This is a genomic window from Kamptonema sp. PCC 6506, from assembly GCF_000180455.1.
GTDB classification, from domain to species: domain Bacteria; phylum Cyanobacteriota; class Cyanobacteriia; order Cyanobacteriales; family Microcoleaceae; genus Kamptonema; species Kamptonema formosum.
Map to the genome: position 1 here is coordinate 22,810 of NZ_CACA01000310.1, position 12,323 is coordinate 35,132.

The following is a 12,323-nucleotide window of genomic DNA, read 5'->3' on the forward strand; positions in this document are numbered from 1 at the left end:
TGCACGCCGAGATCAGAAACCTGGCTTATTCGTAAATTTCTAGCGCGAAACCAATGATTTTTCTGAGAATCACGGTTTCTGTGCGAAGTCCTAATCAAATAGCGATCGCCTTGCCAACAATACAAATTAGTATTGAAAAATAACCATTAACTTGACAGTAATGGCTGAGCTAAATATATGAGCGGCAAAACGAAATACTTGAGTCATCGCCTGACTTAAAGTCCAAGGACAACAACTAGAACAAATTCGTTCCCAATTCTAGTAAAAATATCTGTAAGGCAAGCATTCCGGCAGTAAATCTCTGCCTCTAACCAATAACTTATCAGCGGTTATGCTTCGCCCCTACAAAATTGGGATGCTACCCTGGATCTATCCCTGGCAACATTGGGGAAGTAGTGCTAATATGGCATGATTAGGTTTGTCTGTGATATTTTTAAGTTCCCTTCACGTCTATGACCTCCCAAAGCACTCAAGTTTCACCTGTCATCTGGAAAGAAGACCGCGTATATCTCATTGACCAAAACCGACTTCCCAGCGAGTATACAGTTGTCGAAATTAGCTGCTGTGAAGATATGGCCGAGGCGATTAAGACCATGATTGTCCGAGGTGCTCCGGCAATTGGTATTGCGGCGGCCTACGGCATTTATTTAGGCGCAAGAGAAATTGAAACTACTGACCGCGATCAATTTTTAACTAAACTCGAAGCAATCGGTGAGTTATTAGCTGCAACTCGTCCTACTGCTGTTAATTTGTTTTGGGCAATATCGCGAATGCTAAAAACTGCCCGTCAAACTAGCGGTTCTGTGGAACAAGTGCAACAAGCATTGTTAGAAATGGCGAAAACCATTCATGCAGAAGATTTGCAAACTTGCAAAGATATCGGCGATAAAGGTTTAGAAGTATTGCCAAAAACACCGGAAAAACTAAACTCTTTTGACTCACTGCAATGCTGGTGGTTTAGCAACTGCTGGTTATGGTACAGCTTTGGGTGTAGTGCGTTCCGCATGGCGAGATGGAAGATTAGCAAGAGTTTTTGCTGATGAAACTCGCCCCCGCCTTCAAGGTGCAAAATTAACAACTTGGGAATGCGTGCAAGAAGGGATTCCGGTCACTTTAATTAGTGATAATATGGCCGCTCATTGCATGAAACAAGGTTTAATTCATGCTGTAGTTGTCGGTGCTGACAGAATTACAGCTAATGGCGATGCTGCTAATAAGATTGGCACTTATAGTTTAGCAATTGTTGCCAAGGCTCATAACATCCCATTTTTTGTAGCTGCGCCGCTATCTACAATTGATTTCGCATTATCAAATGGCGATCTGATTCCGATTGAGGAACGCGATCCTGTTGAGCTTTATCAAGTGGGTAATACGCGGATTTGTCCGGTAGGAGTAGAGTTTTATAATCCGGCTTTTGATGTTACGCCTGCTGAATTAATTACAGCAATTATTACAGAGTATGGCGCAGTTCCTCCTGGGGAGTTAAAACAGTTTCAGGCTAAGCAATTAGTTTAATTGTTAACTGTTAACTGTTAACTGTTATAATGGTACAGTTTAAATGTAGGGTGGGCATTGCCGCACATAATCTTTAATTATTAGCCGATATTCATCGCCGGCAATGCCCACCTTACAAATTAGTTTACATAGTATGGCACTCAACCACTTGTTCAATCGGATTTCTATAAGACTCAGAAATGCTTATAGCTACTGCAATCGGCAAATCAAAGCTATTTTAATGGCTCTGATGACAGTTTTTTTCACTACAACCAGTCATTCCCAATTAGAAAAAGAAGCGATTAACGCCAAGGAATCACAAGGAATACAATATATTTGGGCTATGAATATAGCTCAGCAAGGTTATTATGCAGAGAATGGTGATTTTACGGATACTATTCCCAACTTGGGGAGTAGCATCCCAACTCAAACTGCCAATTATAACTACTCAATAAGCAAGGGGAACCAAGCCGTATTTAATTATGCCACAGCGCGAGAACCAAACCTAAAAAGTTTTGTAGGCGGAGTCTTTTTGGTAGGTGATGAAATCCAAACAATTTTATGCCAAGCTAATGTTGCAGATACGACTAAACCTGCTAATCCAATTAATGACAATGGCGTTTTACTCTGCGGTGTTAATACTACAGAAGTAAGCAATTCACCGCTGCGCTCAAACGCTAGACAGTCTGTTTCATCAATGAACCGCGCTCAGCAAGCTTACTATGCAGAAAATGGTATTTTTACAGCTTCCCTTGCAAAACTAGGAATTGGTATTAGGGCTCAAAATCCTAATTACAACTACTCAATTAGCCTCAGCAACGAAGCTGTATTTAGTTATGGAATTTCACGGGAATCAGACCTATATAGTTATGTAGGGGGTGTATTTTTAGTAAGAGATGTTAACACCGATATTTCTACTAAGACAATTGTATGTGTAGCTAATCTTCCAGGCACGGTTCAACCCGCCAATCCTACTAATAATAATGGCGTTTTAGCCTGTGGTGCTAATACGACAGAAGTAAACAATAATTTACCTAGTGCTCAAAAGTTTGTTTCGTCAATGAACCTTGCTCAGCAAGCTTACTATGCAGAAAACGAGAGTTTTACGGATACAGTGGAAAAACTAGGACTTGGTATTAGTCCTGAAAATCCTCAATACAACTACTCAATTCAGCTAAGTAACAACACGGTATTTCATTATGGAATTTCCCGGCAATCTGACCTTAAAAGTTATGTAGGAGGTTTATTTTTACTACCAAATATTGAGCATGAGATTTTTTTTAAGAGAATTTTATGTGTAGCTAATCTTCCAGGTATGACTCAACCCGCCAATCCAATTAACAATAATGGTGTTTTAGCCTGCGGTGCTGATACTATGGAAGTAAGCAATCCACCGCTAGCATTAAATACTGATGCTAAGCAGTATATTTTTTCAATGAACATCGCTCAGCAATTATACTATGTAAGGCACGATAGTTTTACAGATTCTCTTGAAAAACTAGGGGTTGGCATTAAGGCTGAAACTCCCAATTATAACTACTCAATTCACCTCACTAACAATGCTGTATTTCATTATGGAATTTCACGGGAATCGGGATTTAAAAGTTACGTGGGAGGTGTATTTTTACTAGGAACTGGTGACAAAGAAATGTCTGCTACTCATAGAATTTTATGTGTTGCTAATCTTCCGGGTACGATTCAACCTGCTAATCCAATTAATAATAATGGCGTTTTAGCCTGTGGTGCTGATACGACAAAGGTCAGCATATAAATACACGAATGTGGAAGATGAGCGACTTTAAACTCAGAATTAAGCTACTATGGATATAACGCATTACCAGTGGTAGGATCGAAGACAAAGAGATAATTAAAATCTAGTTGCACAGAAATGCGATCGCCTGGATGCAAACGCACATTTGCAGGTACTTGTATCTGTATAGAAGTGGGAAAATTTTCTCCCTCTAACATTGGCAAACCAGCGCGAATTAACGTTTCTCGCCCCAGAGGTTCAACTACTTTGACTTCAACTTCTAACGGCAATTTCTCTAATGCCCAAAGATCGCTATTTAAGTCGTCTTCCTGTTTACTGCGATTGCTAAATATTTCTATGTATTCGGGGCGAATCCCTAAATCAAAACCTTGCCCATCACGGGGTTGCAATCTCTCTCGAATTGATGGCGGGCAGGCTAAAGATTGACTTCCTATTTGAAAAGTGCTATTAGTATAAGTTGCTGGTAAAATATTCATTGAAGGATTGCCTAAAAATGTAGCAACCATCCGGTTAGCAGGTTTAGCATAAATATTTTGAGGTTCGCCAATTTGTTGGATCTTACCCTGATTTAATACTACAATTTTATCAGCTAATGTCATCGCTTCTACTTGATCGTGAGTAACGTAAACTGTAGTAATTCCTAGTCGTTGATGTAATTGTTTTAGTTCTGCCCTGGTATCGTCTCGCAACTGGGCATCGAGGTTAGATAAAGGTTCATCTAATAGAAATATTTTCGGTTCTCGTGCGATCGCTCTTCCTAATGCTACCCGCTGTTGTTGTCCTCCTGATAACTGTTTGGGTTTGCGATTAAGGAGGTGATCGATAGAAAGAGAACGGGCTACATTTTCAACTCTCTCTCTAATTTTTGTGGCTTCAAAATTACGCATTTTTAACCCAAATGCCAGATTTTCTGCTACTGTCATGTGCGGGTAAAGGGCGTAATTTTGAAACACCATTGCGACATCTCTTTGTCGGGCGGGGACATTGTTAACTAAAGTATCTTGAATGTAGAGATTGCCAGAGGTAGCGGTTTCTAAACCTGCAATTGTCCGCATAATTGTAGATTTGCCGCAACCGGAAGGCCCGACTAAAACCCAAAATTCGCCATCGGGGACTTTAAAGGTAATGTCTTCAATAGCGGTGACATTATTAAATCGTCTAGTAATATTTTCTAATCGCAGATTTGCCATTTATTGGTTGTTAGTGGTTAGTTGTTGGTTGTTAGTTGTTAGTCAATTCTTCTAACTCTAAAACTACGCGGTCTAATTCTTCAACTAGGGGTGTTGATTCAGGTTTGCGAAATGCTTCTACTAAAGAGCGATAATACCAGAGACTTCCCTCTTTTCCACCTTTAAAGCGTTCCCAAATTAAATCTCCAATTTGGCGGTAATCATTGACAATTGACCTAGCATTGTACAGCTTATCTGCGGCTGAAACTAATCTTACCGATCGCGTTGCTGTGGGGATGTGGGCGATGTAGGCTTCCTTGCGCGATCGCCAAGGGGGTTTCGGGGTCGCGTCTGAGTCGGTACACCCATCTACAATCGCCGTTACAGCGTCCCCAAAGCGGCGGCGAATCTCTTGGCGGGTAGCGTCGCCGCCTTGGTCTTCGATCGCATCGTGGAGGAGGGCCGCGATCGCTTCATCCTCATTCGCACCATATTCTAAGGCAATACTAGCAACACCTAACAAATGAGCAATGTAAGGAACTCCAGAGCCTTTGCGGATTTGATTAGCATGGAGTTCGGTAGCATAAATGAGAGCTTCTGTAAATCTACTTGATAGCATTTTTTGTGTTTATTTGCTCAAGTTTATGTTTTAATAGTAATGGTCAGTTGTTTCTCGAAACGAGGTAACAAAATGGTAATTGCCATTAATCCAATTTTAGCAGATAAATCGGAAGAATTGCAAGTAGAAGAGCCGCAAAAAGTTTTATCCTTAGAAGAGTTTATCGCACACCCTCCCGACAGGATGGAATGGGTTGACGGTCAATTAGTGGAGAAAACAGGAATGACATTCAAGCACGGTCTAGCTCAATCTCAACTTGACTATTGGTGGAGAAGTTACAAGCTTTCCAGCGGACAAGGGGGAGAAGTTATCACAGAAACACTTTGTCGCACTCAAAAACAAAGTCGCCGGCCTGACGTTGCTTATATCACTCCTGAACTTCTACCAACAGGTAATTTTACAGTATTCCCTCAAAGTTTCCCCCTAATTGCTGAAGTAGCTTCTCCTGAAGATAGCGGTGAAGAATTATTTGCCAAAGCTCAGGAATATTTAGAATCAGGTTGTCAGGAAGTGTGGCTATTATTTCCTGAAGCGAAGTTAATTTTAGTTAACGATCGGCAGCGGTGGATATTATTTAATTCGGGGGAAATTGTCAGCACTCAAAATGTGCTTTTAGGATTTAGCGTGGCAGTCAATGAATTATTAGCATAAATTTAGTTATTAAAATAGTTGCTAAAGTTCTCAGATTATGGAATGATATATAACGATTGAGGTTCGTTTAACTACCGCCCTCGCTATTGACCAGTAAAAAACAACATATAATGGATAGATTCAGAGTAGAAGTTATTTCTCAAACGCCCAATCCTCAGCAAGTAATTTATGCTGCACTCCATCAAGACTATACTGAGAATTTTGTATTTGATGAGCGCGATTCCTGGCCATCAGAGGCACAATGTGGCGAAATTATTGTCAAGCGACTCTTAGCAGGAGAAAGGGGGCATTATGGCCCATTAGAACATCCACAAATTGTGTTTAATTGTGGTTACTTTCCTCATAGTGTAATGCAGCAAGCTAGGACTCATCGTGTTGGAGTATCCTTTGATGTACAATCCCTACGATATACGGGCAATCAATTTCTGGATGTAGCCATCGGCAAAAAAGACATAGAAGACGTTTTCTACCTACGTCCCGTAGATTATTATACTGACCGCGAAGGAAAAAAATACTACTACTCTCCCGAACAAAGAGAACAAGATTTACAGTGGTGTTTAGAAGCAGTTAAACGCTACAAAATTGACTTTGACGGAGGGATGTCGGAGGAACACGCCAGAGGGAAATTACCCTTTGATTATCGCCAGCATTTTATAGTTAGCTTCAACTTAAGGTCTTTCCTGCATTTTTGTGACCTCAGAAACAAGAAAAATGCTCAACTTGAAATCCAAAAACTCTGCGAAATGATGTGGCCTCATTTCGAGAATTGGGCTCCTGCTATCGCTGAGTGGTATACAGCTACTCGTTTAGGAAAAGCAAGGCTAGCACCGTGATCTTTGACGGTTTTTATTTATAGCTGGTGATGGTAAAATGTTCTAAACGCTGCCCTCTGGACGATGATTTTACCGCTGAGAGGGCGGCGTTACGCGATCGATAAAAATGCAAAATCAATGAAGTTAAAAATCCTGAAACTGAATGAATTAGCCATAATTCCTAAATATGCCCATGAGTATGATGCGGGACTGGATTTATTCTCTATAGATGAATTAGAAATTGCTCCCGGAGAAAGCAAATTAATCCCTACAGGAATATCCATAGAATTACCTCACAAAACAGAGGCTCAAATTCGTCCTAGAAGTGGTTTGGCTCTGAAACATCAAATTACCGTACTCAACACTCCTGGGACGATAGATGAAGGCTATAGAGGTGAAATTGGAGTGATTTTAATCAATCACGGTCAAACTAATTTTAAGGTAACAAGAGGGATGAAAATTGCTCAAATGGTAATAGCGCCAGTAATTCATGTTGAAATTGAAGAAGTTGAGATGTTAAGTTCCAGCTCTAGGGGGGATAATGGATTTGGATCGACAGGAATCTTGCAATAAATTGCTCTAACTGGTAAAGCTCTAATTCTACACTTTGAATGTACAATACACCTGATAATTACGAACCTCCTCACAGACCAACTTGGGATGAATATTTTCTAATGTTGGCAAAACTCGCGGCCACGCGCTCAACTTGCCTCGCTTTTCCCGTAGGCGCAGTAATAGTTAAAGATCGCCAAGTTGTAGCTACAGGATATAATGGTTCCCCGTCGGGTTCAGTTCACTGCACTGCTCAAGGATTCTGCTATCCGGGGTTGAGTAGTTGCGATGCTAGTCAAGCATTGCCATCCCGTGCTATTCATGCTGAGGCAAATGCGATCGCGCAAGCTGCCAGACACGGCATTAGTACGGCTGGTGGTAGCATTTATGTCACCCTAGAGCCTTGTATTTATTGTTTGAAATTAATCATTTCAGCAGGAATTAGGGAAGTCTTTTACGAGGCTGTTTTCAATACTGGAGATAAGGCTAAAGTCAGAGATTCTTTCGTGAGTGAAGGTATTGTGACTATCAAACAAGTTCAGCTATCGGAAGCTACGGCAAAAATGGCTGCTGTTTATTTGCTAAATCCGACTTCTGTACAGACAAAGCCTTTAACAGATGTCAGTTCATTTTCAAATTTTGTTACTAAATAGACCTCTTGCAAAAGTAGGCGAGGCGCTCGCCGCGATCGCGCCCTTTACTCACCGAATACCAGACCGAACCACACTACAGCGTCATGCGGATATGATTGAACGCGGTGGCCAGGAAGGAATTGCGGAGGAGTTGGACTACAAAAATGTGAAGGAGCGGTATCTGGCTGCGGTGAAAGCGATCGGTCAAGTTTAATCAATCTGCGATCGCTTGTTGTGGGGATGAGATTGAAGGAGGCGATCGCACTTCATCAGAAAAAGTGATCGCACTAACTTGACAATTAACCAAAAACACAGTTATCATGTACCAAAAACACAGTTATCACGTCCCTACAAGATGAGCGATCAAACTTGAGTCGGCACGCAGTAACCCACAATGAGGTTATTATTTTCCATAGTTGGGTTGCGTTCCTTAAGCAAATAAACAAGATCGGCGATCACACTAAATCATTTAGCCTGTAAGCATTGTAAACTTATAATGCCTCTCAAGTTCGGTAGAGCCATAAATATTCATTTTTATCCACATATTTAACTTCTATTGTATATACATTTATTTTCTTATGAACATTGATGATTTTAAACATCTTTTTCCATTTCCAGAAAACTGGATCAATACTATCCTTCTATTGCTTTTCTTTAGATTTTTGCCATTCATTATTAAATCTATAATCCCATTAACTAAGTTATATTCAACCTTTAAAGAGTTTAAAGATTGCAAAATTCTTACGGAAAAATTAAGTCGAGGTGCATATGATAAAGAAACAATACAACAATCAACTAAATATTACATCAGCCCTAAGTGTTCAAATATAGATCCAGCCCAAGAAGAAGAAGTACGACAAGCATTAATGGCGACAAGAGAAAGTTTATTTGACAAAATAGATTATTTTTTAGATCATGACTCTTCTAAAAGACACTTACTCATACTAGCTGACTCTGGAACTGGCAAAACATCATTTGTTTTAAATTATTATGCTTATAATTTACGTCGAAGTCAGAACAAATCTCAAAATTTATTTTTAGTACCTCTCGGCTTGAAAGATGCTGATACACAAATTAGCGAATATGAAAATAAAAATGAGACTGTTATTTTTCTTGATGCCTTAGATGAAGATACGAAAGCGATTGAAGATCATCGTACACGCATCAGATATCTTATGGATGCTTGTCGAGATTACAAGCGAGTGATTATTACTTGCAGAACACAATTTTTTCCAAATGATGAAGAAATGCCTGTTGAAACAGGCATTGCTCGGCTAGGCCCTCGAAAAGCTGGAGAAAAAGGTGTTTATGAATTTTGGAAACTTTATCTTTCTCCTTTTGATGATAATGATATAGACCTTTATCTTCAAAAGCGTTTTCCCTTTTGGCTTTCTAGCGAACGGAAAAAAGCTAAAGAGTTAGCTTATCGGATTAAGTCACTAAGTGTGAGACCGATGCTTTTAGCTCATATTCCTGATGTTATTGAGTCAGGATACAAAATAACTCAATCTTACCAGCTATATCAACTAATGGTAGATGCTTGGTTAGAGCGAGAGTCTTCTTGGGTAAGCAAAAGTGAGTTAGGAGAATACTCAGAACGGCTTGCTGTAAATCTTTATGTTAATCGGGAAAAAAGAGGAATGGAGAGAATTCCTTATGAAGAGTTAGAGGGCTTAGCTAATGAATGGAATAGTAATTTAATACAGTGGCAACTTAGTGGAAGATCACTTTTAAATCGGGATGCACAGGGAAATTATAAATTTGCTCATCGCTCAATCATGGAGTACCTTTATGTTAAAAGGCTACTTCAGGGAGATTTTGATTGTAGTGGTGTTATTCTTACCGACCAAATGAAACGTTTTTTGATCGAAATAATTGCAACTAAAAGCGATAATTTTAGTATTGACAGAGTTTTAGAGTTTTTGCTAAAAATAGAAGTTTCTATTGATTACGAAGATAGAATTACTTTAGAGAGAAATAAACAAAATGCTATTGATAAAGTACCTAATGATAATGATTTAGAAGAGTTAATTAATGCCCAAAAAGATTTTCTTATTAAATTAAATGAGTTTTCCAACGACGCTATGATTTTAATCCGCTTAATTGAGATATATCCATTTTCTTATCGTGATATTGATGAAGTTTCAATGAAAATCAGTGGAGTAAATGACGAACTTTTTTTGAAATTACAAAATTTAGGTTTTAGTAATTCCTATATTAAGCAAGTTCTTGAGCTATTACTCCCTGATTTATTTAATTCTTCAAGAGAATATTTTATAAGAAGGGATAAAACTAGATTGATAATTAGATCACAAATATACTCTATTGAAATGGGAATAGAAAATAAATTAGGGAAGATAATTGAAAATGAACCAGACAAAGCAATTGAAAATAAATTGGAAGAGAAAATTGAAATAGAAACAGAATCTAGCTCAAGAGCTGAAATACATCGAGATGTAAAACGTTTTGTAGAACTTTATGGCATTAATGGGGTAATAAGCTTTTCTTTCATTAATCAATTGCCATTTTGCAAGATCGAACCTTTATACCCCAGTCTTAATAATTTTTCTTTAAGGATTAATACCTCTGCTTTATTATTATAGAGTGTGATTTCTTGGTCTTTTTTCACATTTACGATTTCGATATTGAGTTCTATGATAAAATCTGGCGGACTGATGATATGGTAGCGCGATCGCTATTACTGTGAGTCGTGATTTTTAGGCGATCGCCTCAATTATCTAACTGCTAGAGGTTTTGCCGATCGCACTCAGCCTGAAACATTAGATCGCCATCCGATCGCACGCAATGAAGCACCTGCATGATACAAATTCAGTAGCATCATTAATAGAGTAGTGCAGGCATCTTGCCTGCTATTCTACAAAATTGCAGGCAAGATGCCTGCACTACAAAATACATAAAGGAGGTAAACTAACCTCACCAACTCTAGGATTTTCCGAGTTAAGGTCTGTGACTTTTCCTAATTTCTGTTACTTGATCTGCCGCATCTAAAAGTGCCTGTGGCATCTCTGGCCCTGTCAAAATGAGATCGATTTGACGGGGGCGCTTTTCTAGCAGGGTCAAAACTTCTGCTTCTGAAATCAAGCCAAAATTAACCGCCAAACTCAATTCATCTAGAATTACCAGATTGTAACGTCCTTCAATGACAGCATCCTGAGTCCACAGCCACAAATCTCGCAAAGAGTTAGTCTCTGCTTCATCCAACTGCGGCGTGTCAATGCAGCGGGGCAAGTTGCAGCGCACCCAATCTAAATTTTGCCCTAACCGCACGGGATGCTCGTGTCCCTGATTAATTCCCCCCTTGAGAAACTGCACCACTAGCACTCCTGTCCCCTGTCCCGCAATTCTGAGCGCTTGAGCCATTACACTGGTAAAAAAGCTACGGTGATGGCAACTGAAGACTTGCACGAGTCCTTCGACTGTGTGGGGTAAGCTGCAAGGCAAATTGAGAGTAGGGGTTTCAAGCTGGGCAACCATAAGGCAATCTCGAATTAGCAGTGGGTCTTTAACGCGGCTCCGAGTTTGAGGCAGAGCGACGCTACTTAACAATATATAGTGTAGTTGTCGGATTGCAAAGCTCTTTACACACTAGATATATGCGATCGTCTTAACCTAGTGGCTGTCTCGATCTCAGCTTTTTGGCAGGGAGACAGCATCAAAGGTACACTTCCGAAAGATAAATTTTTAATATCAGGGCATGAGGAGCAGGAAACCGTGAGATTAGTGATTTTAGGAGGGCCGGGGGCTGGGAAGGGAACTCAAACTGAACTATTGTGCAGCTATTTGAGTATTCCTTGCATTTCGACGGGGGACATCCTGCGAGAGGCGATCGCATCTCAAACCAATTTAGGTCGCCTCGCGGAACCCTATGTTGAAAAAGGGGATTTAGTTCGTGATGAGACTATGATCGAGTTCATCCGCCAGCGACTTCTACTTCCTGATGTCACTAAGGGTTGGCTGTTGGATGGCTATCCGCGCACTGCTTTTCAAGCTGAGGAGTTAGATTTTTTAGTAGATGAGTTTGGGCAAAAAGTGGATTGGGCGATATATTTGAATGTGCCTGATGCTGTATTGATGAGTCGTTCTCTGGGGCGATCGCGTGCTGATGACCAACCAGAAATAGTGCAGCGTCGGATCGAATTATTTCGCGATCGCACCATTCCCATCCTAGAATATTACGAACACCGCCAAAAACTCTTAACTGTCAGCGGCAACCAACCCCCAGACCAAATACATCAAGAAATCTTAAAAAAGCTAATGGCTAATGGCTAATGGCTAATTGCTAATAGTTAATTGCTAATGGCTAATTGCTAATTGCTAATGGCTAATTGCTAATTGCTAATTGCTAATAGTCAATTGTTGATTAAAGGTAGGGTGGGCAAAGCCACAAACAACCTACAACTAATAACCAAAGAACCTTTCCGGCTTTGCCCACCACATAACGAGATACAACTAAGTAAGTTTTTGTTTAATTTCATCCTGCAACTATAGCTAGGGGCTAGGGGCTAGGGACTAGGGGCTAGGGAAGAAAGGAATAGAATCAGCGAGTTCCAGCAATGAGCGAGTGTCCTAACTGCCAAGAAGGTTACTATAACAACTAACCAC

The 12,323-nt window shown here is 40.0% G+C and carries 11 protein-coding genes and 1 pseudogene; 9 read left to right on the forward strand and 3 right to left on the reverse strand.

The genetic code is table 11. From position 1 onward, the window contains the following. Positions 1 to 452 precede the first annotated feature (452 nt). Together mtnA and OSCI_RS18940 are read left to right on the forward strand one after the other, a co-directional pair. Positions 453 to 1,515 (forward strand): annotated as a pseudogene (mtnA, locus tag OSCI_RS18935) (S-methyl-5-thioribose-1-phosphate isomerase). A 103-nt stretch (positions 1,516 to 1,618) separates the two neighbouring features. Further along, positions 1,619 to 3,265 carry a type IV pilin-like G/H family protein gene (locus OSCI_RS18940; protein ID WP_007356704.1) on the forward strand — a complete coding sequence of 549 codons (1,647 nt, stop codon included), beginning with the start codon at positions 1,619 to 1,621 and terminating at the stop codon, positions 3,263 to 3,265. A 47-nt stretch (positions 3,266 to 3,312) separates the two neighbouring features. Here OSCI_RS18940 and OSCI_RS18945 read toward each other — a convergent pair whose 3' ends face one another. Both OSCI_RS18945 and OSCI_RS18950 read right to left on the reverse strand, forming a co-directional pair. Continuing rightward, positions 3,313 to 4,455 (reverse strand): ABC transporter ATP-binding protein, encoded by a 1,143-nt coding sequence (locus tag OSCI_RS18945; RefSeq protein ID WP_007356705.1) that lies wholly within the window; start codon positions 4,453 to 4,455, stop codon positions 3,313 to 3,315. 31 nt (positions 4,456 to 4,486) lie between these two features. Further along, positions 4,487 to 5,053 (reverse strand): HD domain-containing protein, encoded by a 567-nt coding sequence (locus tag OSCI_RS18950; protein ID WP_007356706.1) that lies wholly within the window; start codon positions 5,051 to 5,053, stop codon positions 4,487 to 4,489. Between the two features lie 72 nt (positions 5,054 to 5,125). On the opposite strand from OSCI_RS18950, the gene OSCI_RS18955 reads away from it, so the two are divergent. From OSCI_RS18955 to OSCI_RS18980, 6 genes are all read left to right on the forward strand, one after another. Next, entirely contained in the window at positions 5,126 to 5,704 is a 579-nt protein-coding gene (locus tag OSCI_RS18955; protein ID WP_007356707.1) for a Uma2 family endonuclease, read from the forward strand. Between the two features lie 110 nt (positions 5,705 to 5,814). Then, a complete protein-coding gene (gene thyX, locus OSCI_RS18960) occupies positions 5,815 to 6,537 on the forward strand; it encodes an FAD-dependent thymidylate synthase (protein ID WP_007356708.1) in 723 nt (240 codons plus the stop codon). Positions 6,538 to 6,654: 117 nt separating this feature from the next. Then, positions 6,655 to 7,089, forward strand: coding sequence for a dUTP diphosphatase (gene dut / locus OSCI_RS18965; protein ID WP_026103740.1), 435 nt, complete (start codon positions 6,655 to 6,657; stop codon positions 7,087 to 7,089). Positions 7,090 to 7,127: 38 nt separating this feature from the next. Continuing rightward, positions 7,128 to 7,721 carry a deoxycytidylate deaminase gene (locus tag OSCI_RS18970; protein WP_007356710.1) on the forward strand — a complete coding sequence of 198 codons (594 nt, stop codon included), beginning with the start codon at positions 7,128 to 7,130 and terminating at the stop codon, positions 7,719 to 7,721. After that, positions 7,687 to 7,914 carry a hypothetical protein gene (locus tag OSCI_RS18975; RefSeq protein ID WP_007356711.1) on the forward strand — a complete coding sequence of 76 codons (228 nt, stop codon included), beginning with the start codon at positions 7,687 to 7,689 and terminating at the stop codon, positions 7,912 to 7,914. The genes OSCI_RS18970 and OSCI_RS18975 overlap by 35 nt, the downstream gene beginning before the upstream one ends. Before the next feature lie 364 nt (positions 7,915 to 8,278). Further along, positions 8,279 to 10,303 carry an NACHT domain-containing protein gene (locus tag OSCI_RS18980; protein WP_007356712.1) on the forward strand — a complete coding sequence of 675 codons (2,025 nt, stop codon included), beginning with the start codon at positions 8,279 to 8,281 and terminating at the stop codon, positions 10,301 to 10,303. Positions 10,304 to 10,658: 355 nt separating this feature from the next. Here the strand turns inward: OSCI_RS18980 and OSCI_RS18985 are convergent, their stop codons facing one another. Continuing rightward, complete coding sequence (locus OSCI_RS18985) at positions 10,659 to 11,195, reverse strand: P-loop NTPase family protein (RefSeq protein WP_007356714.1); 537 nt, start codon at positions 11,193 to 11,195, stop codon at positions 10,659 to 10,661. Between the two features lie 237 nt (positions 11,196 to 11,432). Here OSCI_RS18985 and OSCI_RS18990 point away from each other — a divergent pair, with 237 nt between their 5' ends. Further along, entirely contained in the window at positions 11,433 to 11,990 is a 558-nt protein-coding gene (locus OSCI_RS18990) for an adenylate kinase (protein WP_007356715.1), read from the forward strand. Positions 11,991 to 12,323: the final 333 nt, after the last annotated feature.

Bases quoted from the DNA above. Each gene is read 5' to 3' on its own strand.
- OSCI_RS18940 (WP_007356704.1), top strand. From the start codon at position 1,619: ATGCCCACCTTACAAATTAGTTTACATAGTATGGCACTCAACCACTTG.
- OSCI_RS18945 (WP_007356705.1), bottom strand. From the start codon at position 4,455: ATGGCAAATCTGCGATTAGAAAATATTACTAGACGATTTAATAATGTC.
- OSCI_RS18950 (WP_007356706.1), bottom strand. From the start codon at position 5,053: ATGCTATCAAGTAGATTTACAGAAGCTCTCATTTATGCTACCGAACTC.
- OSCI_RS18955 (WP_007356707.1), top strand. From the start codon at position 5,126: ATGGTAATTGCCATTAATCCAATTTTAGCAGATAAATCGGAAGAATTG.
- thyX (WP_007356708.1), top strand. From the start codon at position 5,815: ATGGATAGATTCAGAGTAGAAGTTATTTCTCAAACGCCCAATCCTCAG.
- dut (WP_026103740.1), top strand. From the start codon at position 6,655: ATGAAGTTAAAAATCCTGAAACTGAATGAATTAGCCATAATTCCTAAA.
- OSCI_RS18970 (WP_007356710.1), top strand. From the start codon at position 7,128: ATGTACAATACACCTGATAATTACGAACCTCCTCACAGACCAACTTGG.
- OSCI_RS18975 (WP_007356711.1), top strand. From the start codon at position 7,687: ATGTCAGTTCATTTTCAAATTTTGTTACTAAATAGACCTCTTGCAAAA.
- OSCI_RS18980 (WP_007356712.1), top strand. From the start codon at position 8,279: ATGAACATTGATGATTTTAAACATCTTTTTCCATTTCCAGAAAACTGG.
- OSCI_RS18985 (WP_007356714.1), bottom strand. From the start codon at position 11,195: ATGGTTGCCCAGCTTGAAACCCCTACTCTCAATTTGCCTTGCAGCTTA.